Raw genomic sequence first — 15522 nt, 5'->3', positions numbered from 1 at the left:
ATACCAGCATTTAGTGGAACTTACACATTGCAAGCATGTCCAGATGGAGATTCAGTTTATTTGTGTATTCTACACTATTAAGTAAGTTGATAAATTTATATAGGATGTATTGGTAATAAAAATAACTATAGTATTTTTATGATGAGTTAAAAATTATTTACTTATATTGCAAAAAAATGTATAATTTGAGTTGTTAGATAATTTAATAACAGTATACATATAGGGGGACATTATTTATGATATTAAAAAATAAAATTATAATTTCATCTGTTCTTGTAAGCACAATATTACTAGGGGCATCAGTTACAACATTTGCTTCAAATTCCAATGATTCATTAAATAATTCTGTTGAATCTATAGAAAAAGGAGCAAAAGTAAAATGGAAGGGTACAGCATATTTATCAAAGGGAAACTGGTGTAATGTAACATCATCTAACAATATTTTCCCCGATAGTCCTAAAGTAACAAATTATGACTCAAATCCATCTACAATAAAAGTAAGAATAATAAATTCAAACGGGGCTCAAGTTGGAGAAACTAAATCCATTGCTCCTGGACAAACAGTAAGATTAGATAGAATACCAGCATTTAGTGGAACTTACACATTGCAAGCATGTCCAGATGGAGATTCAGGATATTATACTATTAGTTTAGATTAATAAAAAGGTAGATATTTATTATCTACCTTTTTATTCAGACTGCTGACAAAGTGTCATCAGTCTTTAATTTTCTATAAACATGTAATATAATTTAAAATATATTTATAGAATTAACCTTGGTAAAATGAGTTTTAAAAAATTTAAATTATAAATATTTAAATAAGAGAAAGTTAATTTTAATTTATTAAAAGCTAAAAAAAAGATTGATTTAAATATAAAAAAGACTAAATATTTAATATAAATATTTAGTCTTTTTTATATTATGGAACCTTTTTTAAGAAAAAATCGTCTATTATATGAATCGGTTCAGAAGGGAGAATTATTAATGGTTGATGAACTATTATTTAGAAGGGCAGTTAATGGGGATATGGATAGCTTTATAAAGTTGCTAGATCCAATTAAAGAAAACTTGTATAAAGTATCATTTATGTACTTACAAAATGAAAATGACACTTTAGATTGTGTTCATGAAGCAATTATAAAAGCTATAAAATCATTAAAGACTTTAAAAAATCCTCAATACTTTAATGCTTGGATGACAAGAATAACTATAAACGTTTGTAAGGATTATATAAAGAAAAATAGTAAGGTTACATTAGTAGATATACGTGATTTTGAAAGCAATTTAATTATAGAAGATGATAAAAACAGTTTTGAAGATTATAATATTATAACTAGTTTAGATAAGTTATCGGAAAAGGAAAGAGAGCTAATAGTTATGAGATATTTAGATGATAAATCACTAAAAGATATATCAGATGAAATTAATATACCATTGGGAACAGTAAAAAGTAGATTAAATAGAACGTTAAAAAAATTAAAAATGTATTTGGAGGGATAGAATATGAAAAATATAGATATAAATGATATAAAAGTTTCGTCAAGATTAGATGATGTTATTAAAAGTGCTTCAATTGAGGGGTATAAAGAGATAAAAAATAAAAGAAGAAAGAAGGTTAAAAGAAGTTTGTTGGTTGCATCTTTAGGGGTTGCAATGTTTGGAGCAATTTTTTCAAATGAAATAAGTGCAAACGTTAAGTTAGTTATGTTTGATGTTAAGGACTATTTAAATATTAATAATGATTTAAATGATTATAGAACTGTTATTAATAGTTCAATAACTAAAAATGGAGCAACAGTTCAGTTAAATGAAGTTATTTTAGATAGAGATGAAATTATAGTATCAACAACGACAAAGTTAGATGAAGACATAAAAAGTGATAGATTCATGACTCTAAGTGGAAATGTTTATATAAATGGAAAGAGGATATCTAGTGGAGCAGGTGGTTCAAGTAAGCAAATTGATAGATATACAGAAGAAACTGTATTAGCGTATAAATTAGATAAAGAGTTAAATGAGGGAGATTTGGAGATAGAAATAAAATATGATTCAATATATTTGTACGATGAAGAAAAAGAAATTAAAATAAAGGGACCTTGGGAATTTAAGTTTACAGCTAATGGTGATACTTTAGCTTCAAATAGCAAAAATATAATGTTAAACAATTCATTTGTTTTAGAAAATGGTCAAATAATAACTTTTAATGAATATACGAGTAATGATATAGGACAAAAAATTTATTACTCAATAGAGAATAAAGATAAAAATAATGTATATGACATAATGTTAAAAGGATATGATGATTTAGGAAATGATGTTGAGTTTTACAGTTCATATGAAGAAAAAAATCGTGGTGTTATGAAAAATCAAAAAGAAATATCTCAAAATGCAAACGTATTAACAGTAGTTCCATATGCAGTAGAATATCCAAAAGAAAGTGGAAGATTAAGCAATGATTATAAAGTTGTTGGAGAAAAATTTGATATAGTAATAAATTGATATTAAAGCTTATTTTAATAATAAATGCTATTTAAAATGGAGAAGGTTATATAAAATAGGATATTACACTAAATAATTAGCGTAATATCCTATTTTAAAAATATTTTCTTATATAATAACTATGTGTAATTAATATTAATTTTTGATATTAGTTTTTTTATTTAATAATGCATACATCACAATCATAAATATCAATATTATAAGTAAGTAAATTGGAAAAAGAGAAACTGTAATATGGTTTGCAATTAAACCAAATATAGGAGGCATTATACATGTCCCAACATATGCACTTGCCATTTGTACACCTATAATTGCTTGTGATTTATCTGCTCCAAAATGTGATGGAGTAGAATGAATAATACATGGATAAATAGGGGCACAGCCTAAGCCAATTAAAATTAATCCTATTAGTGAAACAAATTTTCCAAGGGGAAGAAGTAGTGTAATAATACCTAATCCTATGATAAGTTGTCCCATTTTTATCATTTGCATATCATTAAGTTTCATTGTAATAAATCCACTTAACGCACGTCCAATAGTGATTCCTATGAAAAACATACCAGCAAAACTTGCAGCTGTATCAGCAGAAATTCCTTTATATAATGTTAAATAACTACTTGCCCAAAGACCAGTTGTTTGTTCTAATGCGCAATAGCAAAAAAAGCATAACATCACTTCTTTTGCACCGGGTATTTTTATTATTTCCTTAAAAGAAAGTGGCTTTGATATAATATTATCTACATTATCACTTATAGTATTAGAACGTTTTTTCCATAGTGGTAAACTAAATATAAGTACTGCTGTTATAATAATTTGTAATATTGCAATAATACGATAGCCACTATTCCAAGCCATTCCTTGGTTTAATGCATATCCCATAATATAAGGGCCTAATGTTGCTCCAACACCCCACATACAATGAAGCCAACTCATATGTCTACTTTTATAATTAAGGGCAACATAATTATTTAAAGATGCATCCACACTTCCAGCACCAAGTCCATAAGGAATAGCCCAAATGCAAAGTGATAAGAAGGAGTTGCTAATAGAAAAACCAAATAATGAAATAGCAGTGATTGCAACACTTATTGCTGTCACCTTACCAGTTCCTAGCTTTCGTGTTAATCTATCACTTTGTAAGCTTGAAATAATTGTTCCAATAGAAATAATCATAGAGATTATGCCAGCAAATGAAATTGGAACTTTAAGTTCTGAATACATAGTAGGCCACGCCGAACCAAGAAGTGAATCTGGTAAGCCAAGGCTAATAAAAGATAAATATATAACTGCTAATAGTAGTTGAAACATTAATAAGTTGCCTCCAATTTTTGTTAATTGTTCTTTGGTTTATTATACCTATTTTTAGAGTATCTAACAATATTTTTATTTATATAAAATAAAAAAACTACAGTAAATTTTACTGTAGTTTTAAAAAAATTTATCTATAAGCTTTTCTATATCCTGCATCAATGGCTTCTTGTTCACTATTAAAGTTAACAAGATATTCAGAATCAACCATATTTTCATAATCCTTTTGACCAGGACAATGATAAATTTTAGATTTTGAATTTCCTCTTATTATAGTTTTTGTAGTAGAAGAATTGTCATTTGTATTATTTGAAGTACTACTATTATTATTTGGTTTAGTATTAGCAGTTGTATTTGTTGAGTTATTTTTAACTACTTCTTCACCGCTAACTGCACTATTACCAGTTGCATAATCTATAGTAATTCCTGGTTGAACATTGTAAATAAATACATTAAATTCAATTCCTTCACCATCATCTTCTACAGATTTAGCTTCTATTTGAACACCAGTTGCAACAAGATTATTTCCTTCGTATACAGGTGTCACTCTATATAAAACATGGTTATTTGTTTCCTTTATATAGTCGGCAACCATATTTTCATATGGTAACATTAATGTAGCGTTAAAATATCTTGTACCAGTAATTAAGTTTCTATTATTTGCATTTTCAGCAGTTAATTGATAACCGATTAAGTGAGATCTGTTGTAAAGATATTTTCCTTCAACAATGTCATATTTTATAGATTGCCAACCACTTGGTTTAACAGAGCTTATAGATTCTCTTTTTTCTGTTGGCATTATATCTTTTCCAACATTAGCATATGCAACTCCACATCTTCCTAAACTATCTAAAGGGCTATATTTTTCAAAAGAGGTAGTAGTTAAGTCAGATTTAGAAAAGTTAGGAACATTATTATTTAATATTATAGTATCATTACCAGAGTATGCTGGAATATCATTAACATTAGAAATATTAATGTTATTTGAACTAGTATTATCGGTTTGATTAGTTAAAGGTACATTATTTGAATTAGAGTTTTCAACTACTTGTCCATTATTATTTGTAGAAGGAGTATCAGTTGACGAACAACCAATAAATCCTAATAAACATAGTAAAACCATTAAGGTCGTAAATATAGAATTTTTTAGTTTAAGTATATTTTTCATTTTTAAATTCTCCTATAAGTTTCTTTTGTTATTTTTTCATGAGATGAACCTTCAAATTCTTCTGTATTAATCAATTTCCATGAGCTAGTATTTAAATTAATATCAAAATAGAAGTCTGATGGATAAAGTTTATTCCATTTATAAACAAATATTTCATTTATATTGTTTAAATAGCTTTTTACTTCTTTGTTTTCTATTAAACAAAAATCACCTTTTGAACATTCATCTAAGAAGTTTTCACAAACCTTTATATTTCCAGAATCAATATCTTTATATAATTTATAAGAATATTCGTTCATAAAAAGGTTATTAGTTTTAACAAGTTCTTTTATGTTGTTTCTAAGAATTTTATCTTGACTTTGTCTTCTTTTATTAAACATCATTCCATTTTTGTCATCTAAACAAACAATTATATTCATATTCGCCCTCCTTTTATATTCTTCATAATATTATATCAAAATTTGATGAATTTAGTTATTATATTTAATAGATAATAATTTAATATTATTTATAAGAAAATTAATAATTTATTTATTACGATTATGTAAAATAAATGTAATGTATTTAAATATGAAGTTTAATTTATATTTATTATAATAAAAGCATAACGAAAGACGAAATGGGAGCTGATTATTAATGAAAAAATTAATTGAAGTTATAAAAGTAGTTGGATTAGTTATGTTTGCAGGTTATGATGAAGAAAAATTTCATTTAATTTAAAAATTATATAAAAATATATTATAATAAATAATGAAGCTTTGATTAATAGATAAAAATATTAACAAGGCTTTTTATTTTTAGAAAAATTTATTGTGAAAAAATATGAGAGGAGAATAAAATGAGCAAAATATTTATAGTAGAAGATGAAAAAACAATTAGAGATGAATTAAATATTTTTTTATCTAGGTATGGATATGAAATAGAAGCACCAGATAGTTTTGAAAATATTATAGAAAATATAAAAAAGAGCAATGCAGATTTAATATTATTAGATATAAATTTACCTATATTTGATGGTTATTATATTTGTAGAGAGGTTAGAAAATTTTCAGAAGTTCCGATAATAGTTGTAACTAGTAGAGATAGCGACATAGATGAGCTTATGAGCATGAATTTAGGTGCTGATGATTTTGTAACTAAACCTTATAATACTCAAATTTTACTTGCAAGGATTGAATCAATTTTAAAGAGAATAAATAGAAGTTTAAAAACAACAGATGTATTAGAGTATAATGATATGAAGGTTAATTTATCAAATGGAACAGTAAGTTATAATAATGAGACCGTTGAGATAACAAAAAATGAATTAAAAATTTTATCTTACTTGATAAAAAATAAGGGAAAGATAGTTTCTAGAGAAAAACTTATGAATTATCTTTGGGATTGTGAAATGTTTATAGATGATAATACGTTATCGGTAAATGTTACGAGGATTAGAAAGAAGCTTGAGGAAATTGGGCTTAAAAATATAATTGAAACTAGAAGGGGATTAGGGTATATAATTCAATGAGTATAGTAACTTTTATAAAAGAAAGAATGTTATTTCTTATGGTTAACTTAATTACATTTTTATTAATAAGTATATTGATGAATATAGTAGAAGTATCAATGAATGCAATATTTGTATTGTTTTTAATATGGTTTTCTCCATTATTAATATATATGTTTTTAGAGTTTATTAAGTATAATAGATATTTTAAAAATTTAACTAGCACTTTAGAAGGATTAGATAAAAAATATTTATTACCAGAGGTTATAAATGGGCCTAGGTCTCAAGAAGAAAGAATTATTAGTGATGTTTTAAAAGAATGTAATAAATCTATGCACGAAAATGTTAAGTATTATAAAGATGAACAAGCAGAGTATAAAGAATATATAGAAACTTGGGTGCATGAAATAAAAACCCCAATTGCATCAGCAAAGCTTATTTTAGAAAATGATGATAGTAATTTAAGTTCGCGAATTAATTATGAAATGAAGAGGGTAGAAGGCTTTATTGAACAAGTTTTATATTATGCTAGAAGTAGTGATGTAAGTAAAGATTATATAATTAGAGAATTTTCTCTAAGAGATGTTGTAATGAAGGCTGTTAAAAATAATAGTAGAGACTTTATAAATAGAAATATTAAGTTAAATATTAATAAAATAGAAGGTAATATTTTTAGTGATGCAAAATGGATAGAATTTATTATAAATCAAATTATAATAAATGCAATAAAATTTTCTATACCTAATAAAGGAGAAGTTTCAATATCATCAAAAGTAAATGAAAATAATATTGTTTTAACTATTAAAGATAATGGTGTAGGAATAAATGAAAAAGATATTGATAGGGTATTTGAAAAAGGATTTACTGGGGAAAATGGACGTAATTTTGGAAAGTCAACGGGAATAGGTTTATACTTATGTAAGAAGCTTTGTGATAAGCTTGGTATTGGAATAAGCTTAACTTCAAAAGAAAAGATAGGCACTAAGGTAAGTATAGTATTTCCAAAGGGAAAGTTTAATATATTTTAAGTTGAATTATTTATTTCCATTAAGAGCAATATTTAAATTTAAATATAGGAATATAATTTTATAAAAAACTCTGGTTATAGTCAAAAAGAATATTGCAATTTAAATACCGTATATCAATTATTAGATATACGGTATTTATAAATTAATAGGAAAATTGGTATGAAATATTTTTTATTTTATTATTTAAAGTAATATTCAGATTTTTTTAACTCTATGTGGTTTTAGTGCAAACTAATTATTAAGTGTTTTTAATAATTATATTTGTGTTTGAATTTTTTTATATAAAATATTGAAATAATAAAAGCTAAAAGCTCTGATAATGGAACAGATAACCAAAGTCCATTTATGCCTAAAATTGATGGTAACACAATAATTGCTATCGATAAAAATACAAAGCTTCTTGAAAATGAAATTATAGCTGAAATTTTTCCATTTGATAAAGCTGTAAAAAGCATACTTGAAAATGTATTAAATCCAACTAGCAACAATGCAATAGAAAATAATTTATTTCCATTTGAGGCTATAGTATAAGAAATAGAATCAGTTTTAGTAAAAGCACCAACTAATATATTAGAACTTAAAATTGCAAGTATTGTTGTTACTATTGAAATAATTCCTATAGATGTAATGCTTATATTTTTAATTTTTCTAAGTTTAAAGCTCTCCTTTGAACCATAAAAATAACTAAGTAATGGTGACACACCTAACATATACCCCATATATAATGCACTCATAAATCCAAAAACATAAAAGGTTATAGTACTAGCTGCAACTCCATCAGGTCCTGCAATAGCTAACATTCTAGAATTAAATAACATTATTACAATTCCACTAGCAAGGTTTGAAGCAAACTCAGATACTCCATTACTAAAGGTTTTTAAAATAACTTTTATATCAAATTTAAATGTTGAAAAATATAAATCTCCTCTTTTTTTCATAAAGTTTAAAATTAATATAATACACGGTAAAAGCATTCCAACTCCACTAGCAATTGCAGCCCCAGTCATTCCAAGATTAAGAGCCTTTATTAATATAAAATCAAGAAATATGTTTGTTGCTCCACCAATTAATGAAGTTATCATAGCAAGTTTAGGATTACCTGAACCAATAGTGAATATTTGTAAAATTGCAAATAGTATTTGAGGGATTATAAAAAAGCTATAGGAAGATAAATATTCCATACAACGACTAAAAATAATACCTTCAATATTAAATATTGAAACAAGAGGCTTAGTGAATATAAAAAATATTAAACTAAGTATCAATCCAATTACTCCAGCAATTATTGTTAGTGTAGTAAAATCTCTTCTTGCTTCAGATTTTTTATTTTCACCCATTTTTTTCATTACTACAGCACTACCACCAGATGCAAATAATGCACCAATCGCAATAAAGAAATTTAAATAGGGTGAAATAAGAGTTAATGCAGATAAGGCTAAATCACCTAAAATATTTGAAATAAACATACCATCTATCATAGAATATGATGCTTGAATAAGTGTCATAATTATAGTTGGTATAACAATTGTTATAATTGTATTTAGTGTAATAGGCTTTGTATAAATACTTTCGTTTTTCATTTTATTCTCCTTTTTAACTTTAATTTCCTGTGGTAAAATTAGTTTAAAGTATACAGTAACTGTAATGTCAATTGGAGAATTTTAAAAATATGAAAAATAATTTAGCTTTTTTTACAGCAGGTGAATTTGCAAAAATTCACAGTATAAATAAAAGAACTTTACATTATTATGATAGTGTTGGTATTTTTTCACCTAAGTTTAAGGGTGAAAATGGATATAGATATTATACTTATGAGCAAAGTATGGAACTTGAAAATATTTTATCTTTAAGAGAAATTGGAATGTCTATAGAGGAACTACAAAGATATATAAATAGTCCTAATAAAAATGATTTTAGAAATATAGCAAGGGAAAAAGTAAATGAAATAGATAAAACAATAACTAGGTTAAAGAAATTGAAGGAAATATTAAAAGAAAAGTCTAACATGCTTGATTTATGTGATGAAATATATGATGGGAAAATTGAGGTAGTAACTTTAAATGATGAATATTTACTTATGACAAAATTACCTTTAAGCTTAGATGATAGCTTTGGTTTAGTAAATAATTCAAAAATAATTATGGAGCATTTAAAATCTTCTTGTGAATTTAATAGTTATAAGAGAAGTTGTGGAAGTTATATTTCAATCGAAAAAATAAATTCTAAAAACTTTAATGAATATGATGGAATATTTACTAAAGTTGATAAAAGTAAAAAAGAATTATTTATTAAACCAAGTGGAAAGTATATTCGTGGATTTTCTATAGGGCATTGGAGTAAAATACCACTTGTTTATGAAAAAATAGTTACATTTGCTAGGGAGAATAATTTAATATTATCTGGATATGCCTTTGAAAGTGGACTAAATGAATTTGCAATATCAGATGGAGGTGAATATATAACTCAAATTGAAATTTTATGCAATTCTTAAATATATCAAAATTTTATAGAAGGAATTTTTTATGGAAGTTTGGGATGGATATTTTATAGATGGAACACTTGCTAATATAGATTTGATTCGTGGAGAGGTATTTCCAGAAGGTTTATATCATATGTCCTGTGAAGTTCTTGTTAAACATAAAGATGGTGATTACTTGCTTATGAGGCGTGACTTTTCTAAATCAAACTATGGTGGATATTATGAAGCTACAGCAGGAGGGGCAGCTCTTAAGGGAGAAAATAAGATAGAATGTATAAAGAGAGAATTGTTTGAAGAGACAGGAATTATTTCAGAAAACTTTAAAGAACTTGATAGATTTATTTATGATGAAAGTAAGTGTATTTTTTATACATTTTTATGTAGTGTAGATTGCAATAAAACATCTATAAAGCTCCAAGAAGGAGAAACTATGTCTTATAAGTGGGTAAGTGAAAAAGATTTTATTAAATTTGTAAATTCAGCAGAAATTATAAATTTACAAAAGCAACGTTATTTAAATTATTTTATTGAAAATGGGTTTTTAATAAAATAGTTTTAAACTATATAAGTTAAAATGGATCATGTGATTTAAAAAAATCGCATGATTTTTTTGATTAAAATTTTATAAAATTAATTATTAAACTATAGTTCAATAGAGGGATATTGAACTATAGTTTATCATTACAATTTTGTAAGATTGCTGAAATGTAATTCAATATGTAATTTTAAAATATTTAGCTAAAATAAATAATGAAGAGAGCAATTATTAAAAATACCTAAGAAATAAATAGCTATTTAAAAAAATATTTAATAAAAAGTTATGGAGGTAATAAAGTTGAAAAATATATTAAAGGTTGAAAAAATAGAAAAATATTATGGAAACAAAGACAATATAACAAAAGCTATAGATAATATTAGTTTTAGAGTAGATAAGGGAGAGTTTGTTGGAATAATGGGACCATCAGGAAGTGGTAAAACAACTTTGCTTAATTGTATTTCTACAATAGATAATGTAACTACAGGTAATATTATAATAAACGATAAAGATATAACTAAAATGAAATCAGGGCAATTAGAGAACTTTAGAAAAGATGAATTAGGATTTATATTTCAAGATTTTAATCTTTTAGATACATTAACTGCTTATGAAAATATAGCTTTAGCACTAACAATCCAAGGAGTAAAGCCTAAAGAAGTAGAAGGAAAAATTAAAAATGTTGCAAAGAATTTAGGAATTTTAGAAATTTTAAATAAATATCCATATCAAATGTCTGGTGGACAAAAGCAAAGAGTTGCATCAGCAAGAGCTATTGTAACAAACCCATCACTTATTTTAGCTGATGAGCCTACAGGTGCATTAGACTCTAAATCTTCAAGATTACTTTTAGATTCCTTTGAAAAGTTAAATAAAGATTTAGAAGCAACAATTTTAATGGTTACACATGATGCTTTTACTGCAAGTTATGCCCATAGAATCTTATTTATTAAAGATGGAAAAGTATTTAATGAATTAGTAAGAGGAAAGGATTCAAGAAAAGAATTTTTTAATAGAATAATTGAAGTAGTAACATTGCTTGGAGGAGATGTGGAGAATGTATTCTAAAATAGCAATAAATAATGTAAAAAAGAGTTTTAAGGATTATACAATATACTTTTTAACTATAGCTTTTGCTGTTTGTATATTTTATAGCTTTAATTCAATAGATGCTCAAAAGGCAGTACTAGACATGAGCAAGAGTCAAGCTGAATATATGACAGTTGTAACAACATTAATATCTTATGTTTCAGTTTTTGTATCATTTATTCTAGGTGGGTTAATTTTATATGCAAATAATTTCTTGATAAAGAAAAGAAAAAAAGAACTTGGAATTTATATGACACTTGGAATGAAGAAGAGTAAAATCTCAAAAATATTGTTAAGTGAAACTTTAATAGTTGGAAGTTTATCTTTAGTTGCAGGACTTTTACTTGGAATGCTTCTTTCACAAGGTTTATCATTATTTACAGCTAAACTTTTTGAAGTAGACATGACTGAATTTAAGTTTATAATATCTTTTGGTGCAATAGGCAAAACAATTCTTTATTTTGCAATTATATTTGGAATGTTAATGATATTTAATACAACTGTAGTATCAAAATATAAATTAATAGATTTATTAACAGCAGGACGTAAAAATGAGGAAGTAAAAATTAAAAATCCTATAGTATCTTCAATAATATTTATTGTTTCAATGGCAATATTAATAGGTGCATATTGTCTTGTTACTAAGGTTGGATTAGACATTGAAAGCATTGAATTTAAGCTGTCTATAGTATTTGGAATTTTAGGAACAGTAGGATTTTTCTTTGGGGTATCAGGATTTATAATAGCTATGGTTCAAAGAAATAAGAATATATATTTTAAAAAGTTAAATATATTTATAACTAGACAAATTAGTAGTAAAGTAAATACAAATTTTGTTTCAATGGCAGTTATTTCTCTTATGTTATTTATAACTATAGTTCTTTTATCAACAGGTCTTAGTTTTAAAAGTGCATTAGAGGCTGGTGTTGTAGCTCCTTTTGACTTATCAGTTAAGCTATTTACAGCAGAGGAGGAAGAGTATACTAGTATTGAGCAAATTTTAGATTTAGCTAAGTATGATGTTAAAGATAATGATGCTATTTTCTTTAATGTATATAGAATGCAAGGACCAGACGCAAATTCTATACTTAAAAATTATGCAGTAGGTGAATTTAAGAAAGAATTAGATAATGGAAAACAAAGATGGGAATATATAGACATTATTAAGTTATCAGACTTTAATAATATAAGAAAATTGCAAGGAAAAAGTACATTTACTATAAATAGTGATGAAGTAATGCTTCTTTCTGATTTTAAATCTGCAAAAGATTCTGTAAAAAATATGATAAAACTTAAAGGAACAGTTGATTTAAATGGAAAAGAATATAAGGTAGCAAATACTGAATATTTAAATGATGCAATTTGGAATTCTTCAATGGCAGCTAATGTTTTAACTCTTATTGTAAATGATGATTTTGATGGAGATATATATTTAACTGAAGCATATATGGATGTTAATTATAAAAATTCAAATGATAAGCTTATAGAAGAGGATGTAAGAAGTTCATTTAAAAATCCAGAAAACAATAAAGAGCTTAGAGACTTACCAATGATAATTTATACAAAACAAGATGTATATAATGAAAGTAAGGGATTAAGTACAACTATACTTTATATTGGATTATATTTAGGAATAATATTCTTAATTGCAAGTGCGGCAATTCTTGCTCTGCAACAATTATCAGAGGCTAGTGATAGTAATGATAGATATAAAGCATTAAAGAAGATTGGTGCAACAGAAAAAATGATAAATAAAACTATATTTGCTCAAACTGTAATTTACTTTATAATGCCACTTGGTCTTGCAATATTAAGTTCAATAGTTGGAATAAATGTTGTAAATAAATTTATAAGCCTTTATGGAAATACTAACATACTTCCAACATCATTATTAACTTTAGCAATACTTGTAGTAGTATATGGTGGTTATTTTTATGTAACCTATACAGGATATAAGAGCATAATTAAAAATTCAAAATAAAAAATTATAAAACAATAAAAAAGTTTTAAATAACATTTATATAGTAGTTAATAAAGCTAATATGTTTTGTAGTTATAGATTTTAAAAAGCCTAAGGATTTAGATTTTATACCTAAGTTCTTAGCTTTTTTTATATGTAATTTGTTATGATTTTAACCCTTGAAGAATTAGGTTGGAATAACTTGTACTTTTAAAATATTCATAAAGATTATATAATTAAATTGTTAAAGTATAAACTGAGAAATGAGGAATTATGATGGCAAAGAATAAGAAACGTAAGAACAAAGTAGGAAATAAAAAATCTAGCAATATAAAGCATAAAAGTATTATTAAGGAAGAAAATGAAATAAAACCTAAGGGGCCATTTATTAATTTTATGAGCAAAAGTATACCAAGAACTGTATTACATACTATTACAGCTATATCATGGTTACTGTTTTTATCAGACTTTTTTTCTTTTCAACGTACAGGGGGAGTTCCTAATCCAATATTAGCAATATTAGCATTAGTTACATTAGTTTTAGAATATTCAATTTCTAACGGATTAAAGGGAAGTTTAAAGAAATAGATTTTAATTAAATATAATAAAAAATAATAATATTCTTCTATACTGTAGATACTAAATTAAAAAGGAATCTATAGTATAGGAGAATTTTTTTTATGAAAATTAATTTAGATACATTTAAATATCAATTTACAAGAAATCAAGCAACTAATGAAGAAATACATGAAAATATATTAGAAGGAGTTAATATGTATGGCTCTAATTTTATTATATTAATGTGTGCGATAATAATAGCTTCAATAGGTTTAAATATGAATTCTGTAGCAGTAATTATAGGGGCTATGTTAATTTCACCTTTAATGGGTTCTATAATTGGTATAGGATATGGTGTTGCAACTGTTGATTCAAATCTTATTAGAAAATCTATTAGAGTGTTAATTATTTCAATTATTATAAGTGTGGTTACATCAACAGTATATTTTACTATAACACCAATAACTACTGCAGGAAGTGAAATTTTGGCAAGAACGAGTCCAACTATTTGGGATGTTATAATTGCACTTGTTGGTGGAATTGCTGGAATGGTAGGATTAACACGTAAAAAATCAAGTAATGTAATTCCAGGTGTTGCAATAGCAACAGCACTTATGCCACCATTATGCACAGCAGGATATGGTATAGCAACAAGTCAAGCAAGTATTTTTCTTGGAGCTGGATATTTATTTTTTATAAATGGATTTTTTATTGCAATTGCAACATTTATTGTTACTAAAGCATTAAAGATTCCTAATAAAAGTAGTGTTGATTATGAAAGACAAAGAAAGGTAAGACATATAATAATTATTTCATCAATAATAGTTATGATACCTAGTATTATTTCGGCAGTTTGGATGATAAGAAAAACTATTTATGAAACAGATTTAAATAAATTTATAAGTGATAAATTACCTAATCAATACATATTAAGTAAAGATATAAATTATAATGATAACACAATAACTTTAGTTACTATAGGTGATGCTATAAGTAATGATAAAATAAAATCATTAAATGAAAGCTTAGAAGAGTATGGACTTAAAGATAAAAAACTAATAATAAAGCAAGAAGGGATGGATTTAAATAATTTAGAAAAGTATATTTCAAGTTTAAAAGATAATCAAAATACTGTTCCTACAAAGACAAACAATACAACAAGTAATTCTTCTAATAATACTATTGATAATGAAGCTATATATAAAGAAATAAGTTCAATATATCCAGATATAAAACAAATTTATACTGGTTATATCAATAGTGAAAACAAAGAAGAGGGAAAAGTAGAATTACTTTTAATATATACCGATAAAGATGATTTAAATAATTATATAGTAAATATAGAAAATTGGTTTAAGGCACGATTAAATTTAGAAAAAGTAAAAGTTATTATTGAAAAGATTTAAAAT

15 protein-coding genes are annotated in these 15522 nt (G+C 25.3%); 11 read left to right on the top strand and 4 right to left on the bottom strand.

Annotated elements, in window-relative coordinates; all coding sequences use genetic code 11:
* Window positions 1–236: 236 nt before the first annotated feature.
* From QZ321_RS04340 to QZ321_RS04330, 3 genes are all read left to right on the top strand, one after another.
* Window positions 237–659, top strand: coding sequence for a hypothetical protein (locus tag QZ321_RS04340; protein ID WP_294196289.1), 423 nt, complete (start codon window positions 237–239; stop codon window positions 657–659).
* A gap of 325 nt (window positions 660–984) precedes the next feature.
* On the top strand, window positions 985–1500 hold the full coding sequence (locus QZ321_RS04335) for a sigma-70 family RNA polymerase sigma factor (RefSeq protein ID WP_291749917.1): 516 nt from the start codon (window positions 985–987) through the stop codon (window positions 1498–1500).
* A gap of 3 nt (window positions 1501–1503) precedes the next feature.
* On the top strand, window positions 1504–2499 hold the full coding sequence (locus QZ321_RS04330) for a DUF4179 domain-containing protein (protein WP_291749919.1): 996 nt from the start codon (window positions 1504–1506) through the stop codon (window positions 2497–2499).
* A 135-nt stretch (window positions 2500–2634) separates the two neighbouring features.
* On the opposite strand, the gene QZ321_RS04325 is transcribed toward QZ321_RS04330, so the two are convergent.
* The 3 genes from QZ321_RS04325 to QZ321_RS04315 form a co-directional block, all read right to left on the bottom strand.
* Window positions 2635–3807: an MFS transporter gene (locus tag QZ321_RS04325; protein WP_294196286.1), complete on the bottom strand. Its 1173-nt coding sequence runs from the start codon at window positions 3805–3807 to the stop codon at window positions 2635–2637.
* A 130-nt stretch (window positions 3808–3937) separates the two neighbouring features.
* Window positions 3938–4975 (bottom strand): DNA/RNA non-specific endonuclease, encoded by a 1038-nt coding sequence (locus QZ321_RS04320; RefSeq protein ID WP_291749923.1) that lies wholly within the window; start codon window positions 4973–4975, stop codon window positions 3938–3940.
* A gap of 2 nt (window positions 4976–4977) precedes the next feature.
* Window positions 4978–5394 carry a ribonuclease Z gene (locus tag QZ321_RS04315; RefSeq protein WP_291749925.1) on the bottom strand — a complete coding sequence of 139 codons (417 nt, stop codon included), beginning with the start codon at window positions 5392–5394 and terminating at the stop codon, window positions 4978–4980.
* A gap of 419 nt (window positions 5395–5813) precedes the next feature.
* On the opposite strand from QZ321_RS04315, the gene QZ321_RS04310 reads away from it, so the two are divergent.
* Together QZ321_RS04310 and QZ321_RS04305 are read left to right on the top strand one after the other, a co-directional pair.
* Window positions 5814–6485 (top strand): response regulator transcription factor, encoded by a 672-nt coding sequence (locus QZ321_RS04310; protein ID WP_291742467.1) that lies wholly within the window; start codon window positions 5814–5816, stop codon window positions 6483–6485.
* On the top strand, window positions 6482–7492 hold the full coding sequence (locus tag QZ321_RS04305; RefSeq protein ID WP_291742470.1) for a sensor histidine kinase: 1011 nt from the start codon (window positions 6482–6484) through the stop codon (window positions 7490–7492). Before QZ321_RS04310 ends, QZ321_RS04305 begins: the two co-directional genes overlap by 4 nt.
* Before the next feature lie 248 nt (window positions 7493–7740).
* Here the strand turns inward: QZ321_RS04305 and QZ321_RS04300 are convergent, their stop codons facing one another.
* Window positions 7741–9072 carry an MATE family efflux transporter gene (locus QZ321_RS04300; protein ID WP_291749927.1) on the bottom strand — a complete coding sequence of 444 codons (1332 nt, stop codon included), beginning with the start codon at window positions 9070–9072 and terminating at the stop codon, window positions 7741–7743.
* A gap of 89 nt (window positions 9073–9161) precedes the next feature.
* On the opposite strand from QZ321_RS04300, the gene QZ321_RS04295 reads away from it, so the two are divergent.
* The 6 genes from QZ321_RS04295 to QZ321_RS04270 all read left to right on the top strand — a co-directional run bounded on the left by QZ321_RS04295 (window position 9162) and on the right by QZ321_RS04270 (window position 15519).
* Window positions 9162–9983, top strand: a complete 822-nt coding sequence (locus QZ321_RS04295) for a MerR family transcriptional regulator (RefSeq protein WP_291749929.1) — start codon at window positions 9162–9164, stop codon at window positions 9981–9983.
* A 31-nt stretch (window positions 9984–10014) separates the two neighbouring features.
* Complete coding sequence (locus QZ321_RS04290; RefSeq protein ID WP_291742478.1) at window positions 10015–10524, top strand: NUDIX domain-containing protein; 510 nt, start codon at window positions 10015–10017, stop codon at window positions 10522–10524.
* Window positions 10525–10806: 282 nt separating this feature from the next.
* On the top strand, window positions 10807–11574 hold the full coding sequence (locus tag QZ321_RS04285; RefSeq protein ID WP_291749931.1) for an ABC transporter ATP-binding protein: 768 nt from the start codon (window positions 10807–10809) through the stop codon (window positions 11572–11574).
* On the top strand, window positions 11564–13576 hold the full coding sequence (locus tag QZ321_RS04280; RefSeq protein WP_291749933.1) for an ABC transporter permease: 2013 nt from the start codon (window positions 11564–11566) through the stop codon (window positions 13574–13576). The genes QZ321_RS04285 and QZ321_RS04280 overlap by 11 nt, the downstream gene beginning before the upstream one ends.
* Window positions 13577–13831: 255 nt before the next feature.
* Window positions 13832–14143 carry a hypothetical protein gene (locus QZ321_RS04275; RefSeq protein ID WP_291749936.1) on the top strand — a complete coding sequence of 104 codons (312 nt, stop codon included), beginning with the start codon at window positions 13832–13834 and terminating at the stop codon, window positions 14141–14143.
* A gap of 92 nt (window positions 14144–14235) precedes the next feature.
* Entirely contained in the window at window positions 14236–15519 is a 1284-nt protein-coding gene (locus QZ321_RS04270) for a DUF389 domain-containing protein (protein WP_291749939.1), read from the top strand.
* Window positions 15520–15522: the final 3 nt, after the last annotated feature.

It is taken from the genome of uncultured Clostridium sp. (genome assembly GCF_910588715.1).
Classification (GTDB): Bacteria; Bacillota; Clostridia; order Clostridiales; family Clostridiaceae; genus Clostridium.
This window is presented reverse-complemented; position numbering and strand designations above follow the sequence as displayed.

What these genes read in the sequence shown, in the direction of transcription:
- QZ321_RS04290 (WP_291742478.1), top strand. Translation starts at nt 10,015, where the DNA reads ATGGAAGTTTGGGATGGATATTTTATAGATGGAACACTTGCTAATATA.
- QZ321_RS04295 (WP_291749929.1), top strand. Translation starts at nt 9,162, where the DNA reads ATGAAAAATAATTTAGCTTTTTTTACAGCAGGTGAATTTGCAAAAATT.
- QZ321_RS04280 (WP_291749933.1), top strand. Translation starts at nt 11,564, where the DNA reads ATGTATTCTAAAATAGCAATAAATAATGTAAAAAAGAGTTTTAAGGAT.
- QZ321_RS04340 (WP_294196289.1), top strand. Translation starts at nt 237, where the DNA reads ATGATATTAAAAAATAAAATTATAATTTCATCTGTTCTTGTAAGCACA.
- QZ321_RS04330 (WP_291749919.1), top strand. Translation starts at nt 1,504, where the DNA reads ATGAAAAATATAGATATAAATGATATAAAAGTTTCGTCAAGATTAGAT.
- QZ321_RS04320 (WP_291749923.1), bottom strand. Translation starts at nt 4,975, where the DNA reads ATGAAAAATATACTTAAACTAAAAAATTCTATATTTACGACCTTAATG.
- QZ321_RS04335 (WP_291749917.1), top strand. Translation starts at nt 985, where the DNA reads ATGGTTGATGAACTATTATTTAGAAGGGCAGTTAATGGGGATATGGAT.
- QZ321_RS04305 (WP_291742470.1), top strand. Translation starts at nt 6,482, where the DNA reads ATGAGTATAGTAACTTTTATAAAAGAAAGAATGTTATTTCTTATGGTT.
- QZ321_RS04315 (WP_291749925.1), bottom strand. Translation starts at nt 5,394, where the DNA reads ATGAATATAATTGTTTGTTTAGATGACAAAAATGGAATGATGTTTAAT.
- QZ321_RS04300 (WP_291749927.1), bottom strand. Translation starts at nt 9,072, where the DNA reads ATGAAAAACGAAAGTATTTATACAAAGCCTATTACACTAAATACAATT.
- QZ321_RS04275 (WP_291749936.1), top strand. Translation starts at nt 13,832, where the DNA reads ATGGCAAAGAATAAGAAACGTAAGAACAAAGTAGGAAATAAAAAATCT.
- QZ321_RS04270 (WP_291749939.1), top strand. Translation starts at nt 14,236, where the DNA reads ATGAAAATTAATTTAGATACATTTAAATATCAATTTACAAGAAATCAA.
- QZ321_RS04325 (WP_294196286.1), bottom strand. Translation starts at nt 3,807, where the DNA reads ATGTTTCAACTACTATTAGCAGTTATATATTTATCTTTTATTAGCCTT.
- QZ321_RS04310 (WP_291742467.1), top strand. Translation starts at nt 5,814, where the DNA reads ATGAGCAAAATATTTATAGTAGAAGATGAAAAAACAATTAGAGATGAA.